Source organism: Curtobacterium sp. TC1, from assembly GCF_019844075.1.
In the GTDB taxonomy this organism is placed as follows: Bacteria; Actinomycetota; Actinomycetes; order Actinomycetales; family Microbacteriaceae; genus Curtobacterium.
In genome coordinates, this window is sequence record NZ_CP081964.1 from 135,212 (window position 1) to 153,015 (window position 17,804).

Annotated in this window: 19 protein-coding genes; 6 read left to right on the plus strand and 13 right to left on the minus strand. The window is 71.1% G+C overall.

What is annotated here, in order from left to right:
* The first annotated feature begins 123 nt into the window (after positions 1 to 123).
* A complete protein-coding gene (locus KZI27_RS01750; RefSeq protein WP_222659064.1) occupies positions 124 to 783 on the plus strand; it encodes a TetR/AcrR family transcriptional regulator in 660 nt (219 codons plus the stop codon).
* 29 nt (positions 784 to 812) lie between these two features.
* On the opposite strand, the gene KZI27_RS01755 is transcribed toward KZI27_RS01750, so the two are convergent.
* Positions 813 to 1,982, minus strand: a complete 1,170-nt coding sequence (locus KZI27_RS01755; RefSeq protein ID WP_222659065.1) for a lipopolysaccharide biosynthesis protein — start codon at positions 1,980 to 1,982, stop codon at positions 813 to 815.
* Positions 1,983 to 2,050: 68 nt separating this feature from the next.
* Complete coding sequence (locus KZI27_RS01760) at positions 2,051 to 3,385, minus strand: MATE family efflux transporter (protein WP_222659066.1); 1,335 nt, start codon at positions 3,383 to 3,385, stop codon at positions 2,051 to 2,053.
* A 118-nt stretch (positions 3,386 to 3,503) separates the two neighbouring features.
* Between KZI27_RS01760 and KZI27_RS01765 the strand changes: the two genes are divergently transcribed.
* Entirely contained in the window at positions 3,504 to 4,325 is an 822-nt protein-coding gene (locus KZI27_RS01765) for an ornithine carbamoyltransferase (protein WP_222659067.1), read from the plus strand.
* 15 nt (positions 4,326 to 4,340) lie between these two features.
* On the opposite strand, the gene KZI27_RS01770 is transcribed toward KZI27_RS01765, so the two are convergent.
* The 5 genes from KZI27_RS01770 to KZI27_RS01790 all read right to left on the minus strand — a co-directional run bounded on the left by KZI27_RS01770 (position 4,341) and on the right by KZI27_RS01790 (position 8,929).
* Entirely contained in the window at positions 4,341 to 5,267 is a 927-nt protein-coding gene (locus KZI27_RS01770; protein WP_222659068.1) for an arginase family protein, read from the minus strand.
* A gap of 39 nt (positions 5,268 to 5,306) precedes the next feature.
* Positions 5,307 to 5,963 (minus strand): response regulator, encoded by a 657-nt coding sequence (locus KZI27_RS01775; protein ID WP_222659069.1) that lies wholly within the window; start codon positions 5,961 to 5,963, stop codon positions 5,307 to 5,309.
* Positions 5,960 to 7,069 (minus strand): sensor histidine kinase, encoded by a 1,110-nt coding sequence (locus tag KZI27_RS01780; RefSeq protein ID WP_222659070.1) that lies wholly within the window; start codon positions 7,067 to 7,069, stop codon positions 5,960 to 5,962. The genes KZI27_RS01775 and KZI27_RS01780 overlap by 4 nt, the downstream gene beginning before the upstream one ends.
* Positions 7,070 to 7,137: 68 nt before the next feature.
* On the minus strand, positions 7,138 to 7,941 hold the full coding sequence (locus KZI27_RS01785; protein WP_222659071.1) for a hypothetical protein: 804 nt from the start codon (positions 7,939 to 7,941) through the stop codon (positions 7,138 to 7,140).
* Positions 7,942 to 8,116: 175 nt separating this feature from the next.
* Complete coding sequence (locus KZI27_RS01790; RefSeq protein ID WP_222659072.1) at positions 8,117 to 8,929, minus strand: isocitrate lyase/phosphoenolpyruvate mutase family protein; 813 nt, start codon at positions 8,927 to 8,929, stop codon at positions 8,117 to 8,119.
* 52 nt (positions 8,930 to 8,981) lie between these two features.
* Here KZI27_RS01790 and KZI27_RS01795 point away from each other — a divergent pair, with 52 nt between their 5' ends.
* Positions 8,982 to 9,485: a GNAT family N-acetyltransferase gene (locus KZI27_RS01795; RefSeq protein ID WP_222659073.1), complete on the plus strand. Its 504-nt coding sequence runs from the start codon at positions 8,982 to 8,984 to the stop codon at positions 9,483 to 9,485.
* Positions 9,486 to 9,503: 18 nt separating this feature from the next.
* Here the strand turns inward: KZI27_RS01795 and KZI27_RS01800 are convergent, their stop codons facing one another.
* A complete protein-coding gene (locus tag KZI27_RS01800) occupies positions 9,504 to 9,944 on the minus strand; it encodes a hypothetical protein (protein ID WP_222659074.1) in 441 nt (146 codons plus the stop codon).
* 87 nt (positions 9,945 to 10,031) lie between these two features.
* Positions 10,032 to 11,369, minus strand: a complete 1,338-nt coding sequence (locus KZI27_RS01805) for a uracil-xanthine permease family protein (protein WP_222659075.1) — start codon at positions 11,367 to 11,369, stop codon at positions 10,032 to 10,034.
* An 81-nt stretch (positions 11,370 to 11,450) separates the two neighbouring features.
* On the opposite strand from KZI27_RS01805, the gene KZI27_RS01810 reads away from it, so the two are divergent.
* Both KZI27_RS01810 and KZI27_RS01815 read left to right on the plus strand, forming a co-directional pair.
* A complete protein-coding gene (locus KZI27_RS01810) occupies positions 11,451 to 13,415 on the plus strand; it encodes a M13 family metallopeptidase (protein WP_222659076.1) in 1,965 nt (654 codons plus the stop codon).
* On the plus strand, positions 13,415 to 14,353 hold the full coding sequence (locus KZI27_RS01815) for a serine hydrolase (protein ID WP_222659077.1): 939 nt from the start codon (positions 13,415 to 13,417) through the stop codon (positions 14,351 to 14,353). The genes KZI27_RS01810 and KZI27_RS01815 overlap by 1 nt, the downstream gene beginning before the upstream one ends.
* A 42-nt stretch (positions 14,354 to 14,395) precedes the next feature.
* Here the strand turns inward: KZI27_RS01815 and KZI27_RS01820 are convergent, their stop codons facing one another.
* Positions 14,396 to 14,815 (minus strand): GNAT family N-acetyltransferase, encoded by a 420-nt coding sequence (locus KZI27_RS01820; protein WP_222659078.1) that lies wholly within the window; start codon positions 14,813 to 14,815, stop codon positions 14,396 to 14,398.
* 158 nt (positions 14,816 to 14,973) lie between these two features.
* The gene (locus KZI27_RS01825; RefSeq protein WP_222659079.1) at positions 14,974 to 15,657 is read right to left on the minus strand and encodes a DUF4232 domain-containing protein; all 684 of its coding nucleotides are present in this window, start codon (positions 15,655 to 15,657) and stop codon (positions 14,974 to 14,976) included.
* Between the two features lie 99 nt (positions 15,658 to 15,756).
* On the opposite strand from KZI27_RS01825, the gene KZI27_RS01830 reads away from it, so the two are divergent.
* The gene (locus tag KZI27_RS01830; RefSeq protein WP_222659080.1) at positions 15,757 to 16,032 is read left to right on the plus strand and encodes a hypothetical protein; all 276 of its coding nucleotides are present in this window, start codon (positions 15,757 to 15,759) and stop codon (positions 16,030 to 16,032) included.
* Between the two features lie 3 nt (positions 16,033 to 16,035).
* On the opposite strand, the gene KZI27_RS01835 is transcribed toward KZI27_RS01830, so the two are convergent.
* Both KZI27_RS01835 and KZI27_RS01840 read right to left on the minus strand, forming a co-directional pair.
* Positions 16,036 to 16,473 (minus strand): NUDIX hydrolase, encoded by a 438-nt coding sequence (locus tag KZI27_RS01835; protein ID WP_261784256.1) that lies wholly within the window; start codon positions 16,471 to 16,473, stop codon positions 16,036 to 16,038.
* Positions 16,470 to 17,792 (minus strand): glutamyl-tRNA reductase, encoded by a 1,323-nt coding sequence (locus tag KZI27_RS01840; RefSeq protein WP_222659082.1) that lies wholly within the window; start codon positions 17,790 to 17,792, stop codon positions 16,470 to 16,472. The genes KZI27_RS01835 and KZI27_RS01840 overlap by 4 nt, the downstream gene beginning before the upstream one ends.
* Positions 17,793 to 17,804: the final 12 nt, after the last annotated feature.

Here is a 17,804-nt window from a genome sequence, read left to right on the forward strand (position 1 = left end):
ACGCGGTCGTGTCGTCGTGCGTGAGGGCGCCTGCTTCGAGTTCGGGTCTGGAAGCAGGCACCCTCGGTGACGACACTACTATCCGGAGAGCCCTCTCCGGATAAGAACCGGTAGGTTGCTCGCATGTCGGACAACCACCGCGTGCGGGCGGAACGTGTCGAGGTGCGGCGCAGCCGTGAGGCGATCCTCTCGGCGGCGGAGGCCCACTACGCGGTGAAGGACGCCGACCCGTCGATGGTGCAGCTGGCGCGGCTTGCCGGCGTGGGCATCGCCACGCTCTACCGCCGGTACGCGAGCGTCGACGACGTCATCCGGGCGCTCCACACTCGACTCCTCGTCGAGTTCACGCGAGTCGAAGACGTGGTCGCCGCACAGTCGACTGCATGGGATGCCGTGGTCGCCCTGATCACGGGCATCATCGACGTCCTCCAGGAGCACCCGGCCATCCCGCGTCTGAACCGGAAGATGGTCGCGTTGGACGACGACGACCAGTTCACCTCGACGTGGAACGACAAGCTCGACACCGTGATCCGAGCGGCGCAGGTTGAGGGATCACTCCGGACCGACGTCACCGCGAACGACGTGACGTTCGCCGCCTTCCGCATCGGCAGCTACTCGAACCTCCCCCCGGACGACGCTGGTCGCATCATCGGCCGGCAGATCGGTATCGTGCTCGACGGACTGCGCGCTGATGGGGTCCGCCGACCGCTGCCCGGAGACCCCATCACCATGACCGAACTGCGCGGCATCTTCCAGCACGAGGCCGACCACCCCGTCGAGTGAGGTCGATCTCTCCGGGACTGGCAGGGTCGTCAGCGCCGCCACGCCCCGAGCCCCACCACCGCGACCAGGTTCACCGCACTCCCCACCAGGAACCCCGTCGTCCCACCAGCGACTCCTGCAACGGGCCCGAGCACCGCCATGAGCACCGCCCCGACGACGAACCCGGCGACCGACGCCAGCGCGACCTGACGTGAGCGTCCAGCGGCGAGCAACAACGCCGCTGGCACGAGCCCGACGGTGAACACCCACACCGCGACCATCAGGTACCGCAGGTCGGCGACGGCAGCTGTGCCCTCGGTGGGGTAGACGATCGGCAGGAACCACCCGGCGAGCAGCGCCACCAGCCCGAACACGACGGCCGAAGCAGCCGCGAACCCGACGACGAGCAGCAGCGCCCCGCGAGACCGCAGCGAGCCGCCGTCCGTCCGGTGCGCGAACGCCGGCACGAGCACCTGCCCCAACGCTTGCCCGAGCATCGACGCCGGCGTCGCCAGGGTGAAGGCAGCCGCGTAGACACCGGCGTCGTGCGCCGACGACGTCACCTGCGCCGAGATCATCGTCAACTGCAGCAACCCGTTCGAGGTCACCACCGCCAGCACGTTCCAGGCCGCGAAGCCGAGCACCCCGGCCGTCGGTTCCGACTCGCCGGAGAGCGCGTTCCCCCGCGGCCAGCACGCGATCGCGAACACCGTGTACCCGATCGCCAGCGGCAGCAGCACGACGGGCTCGAGGCGGGCGACGCACGCCACCACGAGCAACCCGAGCGCCAGCACGCTCGTCACGGAGTCCCACAGCGCGACCCGTGGTGCCCGGTCGTAGCCGAGCTGCGCACCGCGGGTGTAGCAGTAGAGGCCGTAGCCGACGACGACCGCGGCACCGCCGAGCACCATCCCGGGGCCGTTGCCCCAGGCCAGCGCGATCGGCACGGTGACCGCGGCGAGCACCACGCTCGACACCAACATCGAGACCCCGAGCAGCCGGTTCACCGCGGCGTCCGACCGCCGACCCCGCAACGCGATCGCGAGGAACCGCGACGCAGTGTTGCCCGCGGCGTTCGGCCAGAGCAGCGCGACGAACACCGACAGGGACAGCAGGGCGGTGGTCTGCCCGAGGGTCTCGGTACCGAACACCCGACCGACGACGACGGTCACGAGCAGCTTCGCGACACCCTGCACCCCGATGCCGACCGTGGCGAGCACGGCCGACGACGCCACAGACGACGACGGAGCCACCGGCGCAGAGGGCCCACCAGGAGAACCAGACCTGCTCACCGCGCCAGCGCCTGTTCCACCCAGCCGCGCCGGTGCGCTCGCACCCCGAGCGTCACCGCCCGGACCCCGATGTACCCGAGGGCGAACGCCGCCCACAACCCCGCGAGCGTCCCACCGGCCCACCACAGCAGCGGCAGGTACACGATCAAGTTCACGCCGCCCGCGATCGCCAGGTACCGCGCATCGCCGGCCCCGATCAGTACCCCGTCGAGTACGAAGACGTACCCGGCGACGGGCATCCCGACCGCGATGAGCACCAGCACGACGGGCAGGGCGTCCCGCACCGCCTGCGAGTCCGAGAACACCGGCCCGAGCACTCCGCTCACGGCCAGGGTCAGCACCCCGAGCAGCACACCACCGGCGATCCCGAGCAGCACGAGCCGCCGCGTCACCAGGCGCACCCGCTCCGGGTCACGCCCGCCGAGTCCGTGCCCGACGAGCGCCTGCCCGGCGATCGCCAGGGCGTCGAGCGCGAACGCCAGCGTCGAGAACACGGTCAGCCCGACCTGCGTCGTCGCCAGCCCGGTGGTCCCCAACCCGGCAGCAGCCCCGACGGTCGCGAGCATCGCGATCCGCAGCGACGCGGTCCGCAGGAACAGCCAGGCGCCCGAGCGCAGCGCCCGAGCGACGCCCGAGGCGCCGGGTCGCAGCGGCGCGCCCGACGACCGAGCGGCCCGCACCGCGATGCGCACGTAGACGATGGCCATCGCCCACTGCACGATGACCGTACCGGCGGCGGACCCCTCGACGCCCCAACCCGCCCCGTAGATCAGCAGGGCGTTGAGCAGCCCGTTCGCGACGAACCCGACGGTCGCGACGACGAGCGGGGTCTTCGTGTCCTGCAGCCCACGGAGCAGCCCGGTCGAGGCGGTGACGACCAGGATCCCGGGCAGTCCGATCAGCGAGACCGTCAGGTACGCGGTCGCTGCCGCCGAGACCTCGTGCGACGCACCGAACAGGTCGACGAGCGGACCGGCGAGCGGCCACCCGACCAGCGCCAGCACCACCCCCAGGACGAGCGCGAGCCACATCCCGTCGATGCCCGCGTGCACGGCTCCGCGACGGTCGCCACCGCCGAGCGCGCGCGCCACGGCCGGCGTCGTCGAGTACGCCAGGAACACCAGCAGCCCGGTCACGGTCGACAGCACGGCACTCGCGAGCCCGACGGCCGCGAGGGGCGTCGCGCCGAGGTGTCCGACGAGCGCGGTGTCGGTCAGCAGGAAGAGCGGCTCGACCACGAGCGCGCCGAGCGCCGGCACCGCCAGGCGCACGATGTCGCGATCGACCGCGCGCCGTTCGGCAGTGACTGCGGCTGTCGTCGTTCGGGGCACCGGGCCATTCTGGCGGGGATGCGGCACGGGCGTCGTTCGCACACCCGGTGATGGTCGCCATCGTCGACTTGGCCGGTCCTGCTGGATGGCTCGGTGCACAGGTCCCTACGCTGCTCGGATGCGTTCTCTCGTCAAGCTCGATGACTGGTCTGCATCTGACGTCGACGCGGTCTTCGACCTGGCTGACGCATTCCGTGCGGGCCGGGGGCCCGTGACGGAGGGCGCGGCGGTCATGTTCTTCCCGTCGACGAGTCTGCGCACCAGGGCCACGTTCGAGCGGGGCGCATCGCTCATGGGGCTCGAACCGATCGTGTTCCCGGACACGACACTCGACAAGCCGGAGGCGCTGTCAGATGTCGCTCGCTACCTCGAGAACTGGGTCGACATCGTCGTGGTGCGCCACCACGACCTCGCCGTGGTCCAGGCCTTGACTGCGGCTCACGCGTTGCCGGTCGTGAACGCGATGACGGACGACAACCATCCGTGCGAGGTGCTGTCCGACCTTCACGCCTTGCAGCAGCGGGGCGACATCACCGCGATGCGCTTCCTCTTCGTGGGCGCTGACGGCAACATCGCCAGAGCGTGGCAGGAAGCCGCTCGCGTCTTGCACCTCGACCTCATCCAGTGCTGCCCGGCCGAACTCGCAACCCCGGGGGCTGCGTGGACCGACGACCTCGAGGCAGCTGTTCGGTCTGCGGACGTGGTCCTCACCGACGGTCCCGGTGCGCATGCTGACGCGCTCGAGCAGTATCGGATCACGGCGGCGCTCCTCGACCTCGCGCCGCCGGGAGTCCGCTTCAACCCGTGCCCGCCGTTCGTGCGCGGCCGTGAGGTCAGTGTCGACGCGGTCGAACACGCCGCATTCGTCGGACACGACTTCAAGGCCGGACTCCTCCCGGTACAGCAAGCCGTCATGGCGTTCTGCCTCGGCCTCGGCTGAGCAGAGGCGTTCTGATCACCGATCCGCTCCAGGTCGCGGCTCCTGCAGCTCACGGCCGAGGCCGCCGAGGCTGGCCGTGAGGACCTCTGTCAGGAGTCGGGCATGTGTGCCGTCCGGGTCGAGATCCGGATCGTAGACGGTGATCGATGCGCCGACGGCACGGGGAGCGAGCGCGCGGAGCAGCTCGATCAGCTCGTGTGGCGTGCAGCCGCCCGGGTCGGGACTGTCGACGGCGGGCATCACCACTGCGTCGAGCACGTCGACGTCGACCTGCAACCAGTAGCCCGCCGCACCCGCCGTCGTCCGCAGGGCCTTGACGACTGTGGCAGTGCCACGGGCGCGCCACTCCGAGGTCGGGACGACTGCGCCGAGCACAGAGCGGACCTCCGCGAGCTCGGCGTCGTCGTCGCGACAGCCGACGTGAGCAGTTCGTGCAGCATCGAAGTACGGGCCGGCACCGTCGATGTCGGACAGCGCCGGCCAGTGGTGCCCGACGGCGGCGGCGAGGTCCTCCCCGGCCACGCTCGCGCACGCGTCGCTGTTGCCCGGGTTCCGGAAGTCGGTGTGGCCGTCGACGTGCACCAATCCGACGCCGTCCCGTCGTTTCATCGCGAGGCCAGCGCCGAGCAGCACGCTGCAGTCTCCGCCGATGACCAACGGTGCGGCTCCGGAAGCGAGCACCGTGTCGATGCGGTCGGCGAGCCGCCGCGCGTGGTCGATCACGGCGCGTTCGTTGCGAACGACACCGGGCGCACGGGTTGCGTCATCGTCGACGTAACGGCCGGGAACGACCACGCCGGCATCAGCAGCTCCCTGCTCCGCGAACCGGCGGTGGAGGCCGGCTTCGCGGAGCGCCTCGGGTGCTTTCGCCGTGCCGGGAACCGCGCCTGGCTCTGGTGGCCGCAGGCCGAGGTTCGTCGGGGCAGAGACGAGCGCGATCACCCGACTGAGTGTGTCAGACCGTGCCCGCCTCGCTGTCGGTCAGGTGAGGTGGTTTTCGTGGGCGTAGATCGCTGCGGCGATGCGGTTGCGGAGGCCGAGCTTGGTGAGGACTCCGGCGACGTGGGTCTTGACGGTGACTTCGCCGATGCCGAGCGCTGCGGCGATCTCGGCGTTCGACTGGCCCTTCGCGACGAGGAGGAGCACCTCGTTCTCCCGCTGGGTGAGGTTCGGGAGTGCGCGCCCGTCCGGTGCCTGCAGCGGCCCGGTGGGGAGTTGCGATGCGAAGCGGTCGAGCAGGAGCCGCGTGATGCGGGGCGCGGTCACGGCATGGCCGGCAGCGACGGCGCGGACGCCCGCGAGGAGCTCGGCGACCGGCGCGTCCTTCAACAGGAATCCGCTGGCACCGGCACGGAGCGCCCGGTAGGCGTACTCGTCGAGGTCGAAGGTGGTCAGGATCAGGATCTTCGCGTCGGGGTCGTCGGCGAGGAGTCGTCCGGTGGCTTCGAGACCGTCCATGCCGGGCATCCGGATGTCGAGGAGGACCACGTCCGGGCGAAGTGCGTTCGCCTGACGGATGGCGCTCCGACCGTCCGGGGCCTCGCCGACGACCGTGATGTCCTCTGTGTCGTCGAGGATGAGCCGGAATCCCATCCGGATGAGGGCCTGGTCGTCGACGAGGAGCACGCGGATGGTCATGCTCGTGCTCGTCCGGGCCGGATGGCGAGGGGGATCGAAGCAGCGATCCGCCATCCACGGGTGCCATCGGGTCCCGCCTCGAGGATGCCGCCGAGCTGGGTGACGCGTTCTTCCATCCCGACCAGCCCGGAGCCTCCGGCTCGGGTCTCGTGCGCGCCTCCGGTGCCGTCGTCCTCGATGCTGAGGACGAGCTCGTGTCGCGAGGCCGTGATGTTCACGGTGAACGTGGTCGCGCTCGCGTGCTTGAGGGTGTTCGTGATGGCCTCCTGGGTCACCCGGTACACGGCGACCCCGATCGCTGCCGGAACTCGGTCGACGGCGCCGTCGGTCTGCAGTGTGGCACGCAGGCCGGCTGCGGTGACGAGGTCGAGCAGCGCCGGTACCCCGTCGATGCTCGGCGTGGGCAGCAGTCCATCGCTCGCTCGGATCGTCCCGACCGCGTGACGGGTGTCGGCAAGGGCCGTGCGGGCGGTGCGTTCGATCAACCCGACGGCCTCGTCCACGCGCTCCGGTTGCCGAGCCGCCCTGCCCGTGCTGGCCGCCGCGAGGGTGACGATCACGGCGAGGCCATGGGCGATGACGTCGTGCATGTCCCGTGCGATCCGGGTGCGCTCGTCGGCGACCGCGAGCAACGTCTGCTGCTCACGTTCACGCCGTGCCCGAGCGCTCTGCTCCTGCAGGACCGCGACCACGCGGCGGTGGTTGCGGACCGAGGCACCGCACGCGGTCGCCGCGAGGACGAACACGGTGAGGACGGTCAGCATCTCCGTGACGTGGAGCCCGTGCGGCCACGTGACGGACGCTGCCACCGCACCCACCTCGGCGATCCCGACCGCGACCGCGGTGTCCCGCACCGGGCGGTGGGCGGCGACCGTCGCCAGCGCCACCAGCACGCTCACGTCCGCAGCGAGCTGCACCCCGATCGACCACTGCACGGCAGCGACGACGCTGATGCCGAAGAAGACGGCAACGGGCCATCGTCGACGCACAGTCAGCGGCGCGATCATCGCCAGCGACAGCGTGACGTACGCCACGAGCAGCGGGTCACCGGCCCGGGCGTGGAAGACCAGCTGCGGTGTCACCGCGACGGCGAGAGCACCGGCCATGACGGCATCCGCCACGATCGGGTGCGCCCGCCACCACTGCCGCACCGTGCTGTCGTGACCCAGGACCCTCACATCCCGCTGCCGTCGAAGAACGCGGCCAGGGCGGGTGCCGTGTCCGCGACGGTCGACAGGTTCGCCAGGAGCACGATCCCGAGGAACAACAGCATCCCGGGGAGCAGGATCCCGCCGCCGGCGAGCACCCGGCGGAGACGCCGATCGGCCTTCGGGGTCCGGGCCCGCTGCACCCAGATCGCCGCTGTCCCGGCGACGACCACGATGAGCGCAGCGACCGTGGTCACGACGAGTGCTGCGTGGTAGCGGCGGAAGTCATCGATGAGCGCGGCCAACGGCGGGGTCATCGTCCCGGACGCGAGCTCACCGCGGACCTGGAGCACCGAGGTGCCGTCCATCGGGAGGAAGTTCAGCACCGATGACAGCGGAGCCACCGCACCCTGCACGTTCGCCATCACGACCAGCAGCACGGCTGGGGTGATCGGAGCACCCAGGATGCCGACCAGGAACAGCCCGACGCGACGCCCCCGCGATCGTGCCCGTGCGAACGCGGTCCAGACACGTTGCCCGACCGGGACCAAGACGACCAGCAGGGCGACCGCGACGATCGCCTTCACGACGTGGAACACGGTCCAGAACGACACCGCGGCGGCCAGCGGCGAACTCGACGTCCGCCCGGACCCCACCCACTGCGCGAACCCAGAGGCCACGGCTCCGGGAAGCGCCGCGACGGACAGGTGCGTCCCCGAGGACCAACCGGCGATCGCTGCCGGCCACACGACCACTGCGATCGTCAGCGCTCCAGCCAACGTGAACCACACCACCCCACGGCGATCCACAGTTGCCGGCGTGTTCGTCATCGTCATCATCACCCTCCACCACGTCGGGCGCATCCCGACGAGACAACGGTAGGGAGCGTGACCACACCGCCGCGTCCTCCCCGGACACGAGATGTGGGGTCGGCGAACCTCCTCCTCGGGGAGGACCCGGCAGACGGAACCCGCGAGTTTCACACGCTCGGCACGGTTCCGGGGTTCAGTCGCGGACGACCTCGTTGATCGCGGCCCAGCCGAGCGTCGGTGGTGCCGAGACCACAGCACCCGGCGTGCCGAACATCTGTGCAGCCCAATCGCTGGCGACGCTGTACGCGGCTTCGGCGATGGCCGATCCAGCGCTGATCCGGCTCGCCCCCGCTCGTGCGAGGTCACCGACCGACAGGGTCCCGGGCCCGAACGCGACGTTGAGGGGCAGCTCGATCGCGTCCACGAGCATCGAGATCGTGGCGGCCGACAGCGCTCCGAGCACGAAGACGCCACTGGCGCCGGCCCTGGCGTAGGCGTTCGCACGGGTGAGCGTCTCCTCCACCCAGACGTCGCTCCCGGGCGCGCCCAGCAGGTGGGTGTCGATCCGAGCGTTGACGAAGAGTGGGATGCCGGCGTCATCCGCAGCCTGGCGGGCTGCGCGGATGCGGTCCTCCTGTTCCGCCACCGGCCGGAGGGAGTCCTCCATGTTCACGCCGGAGACCCCGAGCTCGAGGAACGCGGACACGGTCGAGGCGACGTCGCCCGGTGTCTCGCCGTACCCGCGCTCGATGTCGGCGGTGAACGGGACGTCGACTGCCGCTGCGATCGGCCGCACGGCGTCCAGCGCGCCGTCCCGGGTCAGATCGTTGCCGTCCCGGTGACCGCGTGACCAGGCGACGCCGGCGCTCGTCGTCGCGATCGCACGCGCTCCGGCCGAGAGGACGATGCGTGCGGACGCGACATCCCACACGTTCGGCAGGACGACCGGTGCACCGAGGACGTGCATCGAGTGGAAGTCTCGGGTGCGCTCGAGGTGCGTGCTCATCGTGCAATCTCAGCACATCGCCCATCGCGACGCTTCCTGGAGATACTGGGACATGCTCGAGCTGGTGAGACCACAGGCGACGTCCTTCCGAGCGTGGTCCGACGCGCATCGTGAGTGGGGCCCGGGCCTGCACGAGGACGGGTTCGGCATCACACCCCACGACGACGTCGACGACGAGGACGGCTTCCGCACCTGGGTCGATCGGCTGCACACCCGCCCCGGCGCGCACTGGTGGATCGTCGAGGACGGTCGGGTGCTCGGCGGCATCGCGCTGCGCTCGCCGGGGGACCCGAGCGTGCCGCGGATGGGCCACGTCGGCTACGGGATCCGTCCGTCGGACCGTGGCCGCGGTGTGGCGACGTGGGCGCTGGGACAGGTGCTCGCGCATGCGTCGCGGATCGGCATCGATCCGGTCCTCGCCGTGTGCCGCGACGACAACGTCGGCTCGATCGCGACGGTGGAGCACTACGACGCGACCCTCGTCTCGACCGAGCGACGCGGGACCGTCCGCCTGCGGCACTACGCGATCTCGAAGTCCCACCGACGTCCCGGGTAGCGGAGCCAGCAGGGTCCGTCAGCAGCGCGGCGCCGCCACGCCCGTCGAGACGGCGGGTGCGAAGGGCCAGTCTGCCGGGTAGGCGAGTGGCACGGCCACGATCTGCACGTCGTCCTCGTAGGTGGTCCTCCCCGGACGGTCTGTCCGGAGCTCCACCCACCCGACGCCGTACCGATCGAGCAGATCCAGGTACTCGGCGCTCATCGTGAGCAGGTCGGTCGCGTCCGTCCGGAACCAGGACCGCGCTCCCGGGTTGCGCACCTCGTCGAAGCACCCCGGCTCGACGGTCGAGGGATCGACGTACATGCCCTCGGCTCGCTCGTTCGCGGCGGCCAGCCAGCGCCGGTCGGTGTCGGTCAGCCGACCGGCGTCCCGCAGGCCGTTGGCGAGGGCGAAGATCCCGGGGAAGCGGCCGCGTCGGTTGGGCACCGCGCTCTGGAAGCGGACGAAGTGGGTCACGGCTCGACGCGAGCCCGCGCGGGCGGATGCGCAGCCCGCTGGTCCCACGTCGTCACGCCGGACGCGCGCTTCGGCCGACCGCTCGCATCAGTCGGCGCGCGGCTTCGCGGGGACGGCGCCGGTGGCGGCGTGCGCGGGGTCGGCGACCTCGGTCGGGGGCGCGTCGGTGCCGCGCGCCCGTCCGATCAGGTCCATCAGGTGGTAGACGACGATCGCGGCGATCGTGCCGAGGATGATGCCGCCGAAGCTCGCCTGCCCGAACGCGAACGTGAAGTCCGCGATGCCGATGATCAGGGCGATGCCGGCGGTCAGCTGGTTCTTCGGCTTCGAGAAGTCGACACGGTTCTCGACCCAGATGCGGATGCCGATGACGCCTATCAGGCCGTAGAGCGCGGTGGTGGCGCCGCCGAGCACGCCGGCCGGCACCGAGGAGATGACGGCGCCGATCTTCGGGGAGAGGCCGAGCAGGACGGCGGCGATCGCGGCGACCCAGTACGCGGCGGTGGAGAAGACGCGGGTCGCGGCCATGACGCCGATGTTCTCGCCGTAGGTGGTGGTGGCCGAGCCGCCGCCGACTCCGGCCAGCACGGTGGAGACGCCGTCGGCGAAGAGCGCGCGCCCGGTGAGCGGCGTGAGGTCACGGCCGGTGAGCTGCCCGACGCCCTTCACGTGCCCGACGTTCTCGGCGACGAGCGCCAGGACGACCGGCACGAACGCCAGGTAGATCGCGAGCTGCGACGGGTCGAACGCGGGAGCGGTGAACGTCGGCAGGCCGATCCAGGCGGCGTCGCCGACCTTCGAGTAGTCGACCTGGCCGCCGATGAGTGCTGCCACGTAGCCGACGAGCACGCCGATGACGATCGACAGCCGGCCGATCAGCCCCTTGAACAGGACGGTGACCAGGATGATCGCGGCGAGGGTGATGACCGCGACGACCGGGGCCGCCGTGAAGTTGTCCTTCGCCGCGGGCGCCAGGTTGAACCCGATCAGGGCCACGATCGCACCGGACACCACCGGGGGCATCAGCCGGTCGATCCAGCCGGCGCCGGCCAGGTGCACGACGAGCCCGACGATCGCGAGCAGCGCACCGACGACGATGATGCCGGAGAGCGCGAGGGGGATGCCGCCGATCTTCGTCGCGGCGCCGATCGGCGCGATGAACGCGAACGACGACCCGAGGTAGCTCGGCAGGCGGTTGCCCGTGATGAGCAGGAACAGGATCGTGCCGATGCCGCTGAACAGCAGGGTCGTCGACGGCGGGAAGCCCGTCAGCAGCGGCACCAGGAAGGTGGCACCGAACATCGCGACGACGTGCTGCACGCCGAGACCGATCGTCCGGCCCCAGGTGAGTCGCTCGTCCGGTGCCACGATCGTCGTCGCGGAGACGGTCTTGCCGTCGCCGTGCAGCTTCCACGGAAGTCCCATGCGATGACCGTACCGGCAGCCGTCCACAGCAGGCGACCCGGATCGACCTGCCCCATGGGGTCGGTGGCTATCGTGGACCGCATGACCGACGTCGCACGTGCCTCCGGCATCCACACTGACGAACTCGACCCCGCGGTGCGCCCCCAGGACGACCTGTACCGCCACGTGAACGGCACCTGGATCGCCGAGACGCCGATCCCCGACGACAAGGCCCGCTACGGCTCCTTCACGGTGCTGGCCGAGGCCGCCGAACTCGCCGTCCGCGAGATCATCGAGCGCTCGCAGCAGGCCGCACCCGGTACCGAGGAACGCAAGGTCGGTGACCTCTTCTCCTCCTTCACCGACGAAGCCCGACTCGAGGAGCTCGCCACGGCGCCGATCGAGCCGCTGCTCGCCGAGATCACGGCCATCGAGTCCGTGCCCGAGCTCATCGCCACCGTCGGACGCTTCGAGCGTCTCGGCCTGCCGAGCTTCCTGCAGCTCTTCGTCGACAACGACCCGGGCGACCCCGAGTCCTACGTCGTGTTCCTCGAGCAGTCCGGTCTCGGCCTGCCCGACGAGTCCTACTACCGCGAAGAGCGCTTCGCCGACATCCGGACGAAGTACCGCGAGTTCGTCGCGGCGATGTTCCCGCTCGCCGGGTTCGAGGACGGCGGCGACCGCACCGAGCACGTCATCGCGCTCGAGACCGCCCTGGCGTCGAAGCACTGGGACAACGTCACCACGCGCGACAGCCAGAAGACCTACAACAAGCTGCCCTGGGCCGAGGTCGCGGCGCTCGCCGAGGGCATCGACCTGCAGACGTGGTGGCAGGCCATCGACGCGCCGGCCGGTGCGTTCGAGACCGTCGTGGTGCGCGAACCGTCGTTCATCACGGGCCTGGCCGAGCTCCTGCGCGACCAGCCGCTCGAGGTCTGGAAGGACTGGCTGCGCTGGCAGGTCATCCGTGGCTCGGCCGCGTACCTGACGAGCGCGTTCTCGGCCACGAACTTCTCGTTCTACGGCACCGCACTCACCGGTGCGCCGAAGCAGCGCGAGCGTTGGAAGCGTGGCGTCTCCCTGGTCGAGGGCGCGATGGGTGAGGCCGTCGGGCGGATCTACGTGCAGGAGCACTTCGACGAGTCCTCGAAGGCGAAGATGGACGACCTCGTCGCCAACCTGGTCGAGGCGTACCGGCAGAGCATCACGGCGCTGGACTGGATGACCGACGAGACCCGTGCACGTGCCCTCGACAAGCTCGACAAGTTCACGCCGAAGATCGGGTACCCGGTCAAGTGGCGTGACTACTCGGCGCTGCCGGTCGTGTCGGACGACCTCGTCGCGAACGTCCGCGCCGTCGCGTCGTTCCAGGTCGACCGCGAGCTCGGCAAGATCGGCAAGCCGATCGACCGCGACGAGTGGTTCATGACGCCGCAGACGATCAACGCGTACTACAACCCGGGCTTCAACGAGATCGTGTTCCCCGCGGCGATCCTGCAGTTCCCGTTCTTCGACGCCGACCGCGACGCCGCCGCCAACTACGGCGCGATCGGGGCCGTGATCGGTCACGAGATCGGCCACGGCTTCGACGACCAGGGCTCGCAGTACGACGGCGACGGCAAGCTCGAGAACTGGTGGACCGAGGCCGACCGCACGGCGTTCGAGGAGCGCACGAAGGCCCTCATCGCGCAGTACGACGCACTCGTCCCGACCGAGGTCCCGGACGGGCACGTCAACGGCGCCCTGACGATCGGTGAGAACATCGGCGACCTCGGTGGCCTGTCGATCGCGTGGAAGGCGTACCTCCTGTCGCTCGACGGCCAGGAGCCCCCGGTCGTCGACGGCCTGACCGGTGCCGAGCGGTTCTTCCTGAGCTGGGCGCAGGCGTGGCAGATGGCGATCCGTCCGGAGGAAGCCGCGCGCCTGCTGTCGATCGACCCGCACTCGCCGAACGAGTTCCGCTGCAACCAGGTCGTCCGCAACATCGACGTCTGGTACGACACGTTCGGCGTGACCGAGCAGGACGCGATGTACCTCGACCCCGCCGAGCGCGTCGCGATCTGGTGATGGTGGAGCCGGACGCGGCTCGGTCGTCACGCCGTCGGCGGCCGGGGGACCGCTCAGGTGGTGGCGATCGGGCCCGCGGTCGGCACAGCGGTCGGACGGACGACCGCTTCAGCGCCACGGTCGAGGCCCTCGGTGCCCTCGCCCTCGACGGCGCCGGGGTCAGTGCCTCGGTGATCGACACGTCGTCGGGCAAGGCCCTGCTCGCGGTCGACGACACCCTGGTGCAGCCCGTCGCGAGCCTCGGGCGCGTGCTGCTGCTGATCGAGGTCGCGGCGCAGCTCGAGGACGGCCGTCTGCACGGCGACCGTCTGCAGCGCATGGCGCGGGACACCGCGACCGGCGCCGGCCTGTGGCAGTTCCTGCAGGAGCCGACGATGCAGGTGCCCGACCTGGCGACCCTGGTCGGCGCCACCGGCGACACGTGGGCGATGAACGCGCTGCTGTCGACGGTCGGCATCGACGCCGTCCGAGAGCGTGCGGAGTCGCTCGGCATCGAGCGGACCGCGCTGATCGACCGGGTGCGCGACCGTCGTGGCCCCGACGACGCCCCGGACGCCTCCGTCGCCCCGACGGGCGAGCTCGCGTGGGTGATGCGCGGGCTGGCGCTCGGTGAAGTCGTGGACGAAGCGGTCTCGAACCGGGTGCTCGGGTGGCTGTCACTGGCGAGCGACCTGAACCTGGTCGCCGGCTCGTTCGGCCTCGACCCCCTCGCGCACCGGGCGCTCGACCACGGGTTGCAGGTCGTCGCGGTCACCGGATCGAGCACGGGCGTCCGCGCCGAGGCCGGGATCCTCCGCGGTCCGGGCTCGTCGGTCAGCTACGCCGTGACGGTGACGTTCGACGACGCCTCGTTGCAGCGGCGTCTCGCGGTCATCGAGGCACTGCGCACCATGGGTACCGAGGTGCTCGAGGCCGTGCACGCCCCCGCCCGCCGCTGACCCCGGCGGGCGCGGTCCAGCGTCGGTCCGGTGGCGTTCCGCTCAGCGGAGCAGGACGAACGACCGCAGCGGCTGCGGCTCGACGTCGTGCACCTCGACGAACCCGCGCGACTCGTAGAACGCACGCTGGCCCGGTTCGGCGTCGGTCAGCAGGACGGTCTGCCGGACGTGGGAGTACCGACGCCGGACCGCGTCGAGCAGTGCGCCGCCGACGCCGGAACGATGCGCCGACGGCACGACGAGCACGTCCTGGAGGTACACGATGGTCTGGCCGTCCGAGATCGTCCGCAGCAGACCGAGCAGCTGCCCGTCGTCGTCACGGGCGGTCACCACGGCGTGCGACCCCGCGACCGCGGCGGCGAGGGCTGCCGGATCGCGCGTGTAGGCCGTCCACCCGACGGCGTCGTACAGCGCCACGAGCTCGTCCGTACCGGGCCGTTCGTCCCTGATCGTGAACGTCACGGCTCCATCGTGCCCGAGTCAGGGCGCGAGACGCGGCCGCACAACCAAAGCCGCCCGGAACCGTGCGATCACGCGGTTCGAAGACACTTTGGTTGTTCGCGCCCACCCCGCTGCGCGGCCCGCCGCGGTCCCGCCGCGGCGCCCCGCCGCCGCGTCCGCTACGACGTCGCCTGCCCCTCCGGCACGAGCGCCTGCACGGACAGCAGCGACGCATCGGCGGACGCGCACGCCTGGTAGTCGGCGCTCTTCACGAACAGCGACTGCTTCGACCCAGGCGGGTACACGCGGAACCCGTCCGGGGTCTTCGGCGAGCAGTCCGCCTTCGAGTAGTTCCCGGCCTGGACGATCTTGAGCGGCGCCACGGCGGTCTGCCCGGCGGCCAGGGTCACGGTCGGGTGCGGTGAGCTCTTCTCCTGCGTCGCCGCGGCTCCGATCTGGGTGCCGTTGCCGCCGCCGACGAACGAGACGCCCGGCCAGCCCTGCAGCGTGCAGGCCGTCGAACCGGTGTTCCGCAGTGCGAGGTGCACGATGACGCTGCCGGCTGCTCCTCCGCTGCCCGGCTCGATGCTGGCGGCGAGCGACGACGCGGCGCACCTGCTGCTGGCCGCAGAGCCAGAGCCAGACCCGGAGCCGTCCGACCCGGTACCGGCTGACGCCGAGGCGCCGGACGACGGTGTCGCGGAGGACGACGACGAGGACGAGGAAGCCGACGGCGACGGCGCGAGCGCCGTGACCGTCTCGGTGGCGGAGGGTTCCCCGCCGGAGGCACAACCCGCCAGCGCCCCGACTGCGACGAGCCCGGTGACGGCGAGCAGGAACTTCGATCGGCTGCTGCGTTGCATGGTGCACAGGCAACCACCACCGGGAGGTCCAGGTTCGGTCAGCATCCAGGGACCGCGAGCACACTCCGGAGGCAGGAACCCGAGCAGCGGAGGTCGGACATGACGGGCAAGCACGAACAGGCACGTGGCGACGAGGGTCGCGCGGACGGGGTCGAGACCCGCGCAGGAGCCTTCACGGACAGCGACATCCCCGGCGAGGAGCACGTCACGACGACGGAGCCGGTCGGCGAGTTCGTCGCGAGCGACATCCCGGGCGAGGCCCGTCCGGATTCGAGTGGCCCGGACGGTGAGTACGTCGAGTCGGACATCCCCGGCGAGGCCGAACCGACGCAGGACGGCGAGACCGGCCACTACGTCGACACGGACCAGGCCTGACGACTAGTCGATGCGCTCCGCCGCCACCAGGCGGCGGAGCGTCTCCACGCCCGCCGGCGGGCAGCGACCGGCGTCCGCCGAGGTGACCCACTCGACCTCGTCGACCTCTGCCGAGGCGACGGGCGTGGCGGAGTCCAACGGGCCTCCCGGTCGGACCAGGAACAGGGTCATCGCGACCATGGTGCCGGGCGCCTGCCCGTGTGCGGGTTCGAGGACGACGCCGAACGGGTCGACGTCCTCGGCGGCGACCCGCAACCCGGTCTCCTCGTGGGCTTCACGGATGACGGCGTCGACGTCGGTCTCGTGCGGCTCGGCCTTGCCGCCGGGCAGGTAGAGCACGTCGCGCGCTCGCGCGCGCACCATCAGCACCCGTCGATCACGGATCAGCAGGAGCGCACTGACACGCAGCGTGGGTGGTTGCGAGCCTGTCTGGAGGCTCAGCTCGCGTCCGCCCGGTCGTCGCGCTCCGAGACGGTCGGGTCCAGGGCGGTGCGGTCGGCGAGCGGGACGACGGGCGCCGGCAGCTCCGCCTCGGGCTCGGGCCGCACGCCGAACAGGGCGTCGATGGCCCCCACGAACTCCTCGCCACGACCGGCGCGGCCGAGCTCACGGGCCCGGACGGAGGGGCGGTGCAGCAGGACGCCGACCAGGTGCCGGAGCGCCCGCTCGGTGTGCTCGGCGGACTCGCCGTCGGCGTCGCCGCGGCGCTTGGCGCGGTCGATCTCGTCGTCGAGGATGTCGAACACGTGCTTGCGGAAGGCGACGAGGGCCGGGGTGGTCGACTGCTCGAGCGCCTGCGCCCGGAAGCGGGACACGGCGTCGTCGACCATCGCGCGGGCCTCGGACTCGGCGTTCAGCTCGGAGATCGGGGCGTGCAGGCTGATGGTCTCGAGGTCGAGCAGCTCGACGCCGTCCACACCGGCGGCGGCCGGGTCGACGTTGCGGGGGAGTCCGAGGTCGATGACGATGCGGCGGATGCCGTCGTCGAGGTCAGCCGGTGCGACGACCGGCACCTCGCTCGACGTGCAGGTGATGACGACGTCGCTGGTACCGATCGCGTGTCGCAGGTCACGGGCGGCGACGAGGTCGTGCTTCGCGGCGAACCAGGCGGCGCGGCCCGAGGGCGAGAACACCTGGATGTGCACGGCGCCGCGGTCGCGCAGGGCCGCGATGGTGGTGGCCGCGTAGCTGCCGGTGCCGATGAGCAGCACCCGGGTGTGCGCCCAGTCGGTGACGCGCGACGAGGCGAGCTGCAGGCCGAGCCGGACGAGCGACCGACCGGCGGCACCGATCCGGGTGCGGGTCTTCACGCCGCGCGAGGTGTGGGCGGCTTCCTGGAACAGCCGCTCGAGGTCCGAGGTGGTGGTGCCGTTGCTCCGGGCGTCCTCGAGCGAGCGGCGGACCTGGCCGGAGATCTCGGTCTCGCCGACGACGACGGACTCGAGCCCGCTCGACACGGCGAACAGGTGCTGCACGACGTCCTTGCCGCCGAGCACACTGACCGAATCGCGCAGTTCGGTGGCGTCCAGGTCGCTCGCGGCCGCCACGGCCTGCACGGTGGCGGCGACGGCGGAGTCGCGGTCGTCGCCGGCGATGTCGAGGTACGCCTCGAAACGGTTGCACGTGGCCAGCACCACCGCACCGTCCAGGACGTCGGAATCCGTCACGAGGTGGCCTGCTGCGGCCGGGGCGGCGATGCTCAGTCGCTCCAAGAGGTCGAAGCTGGCGTTGCGATGCGACGCCGTGAGACAGATGAGCACGTAGCCAATGGT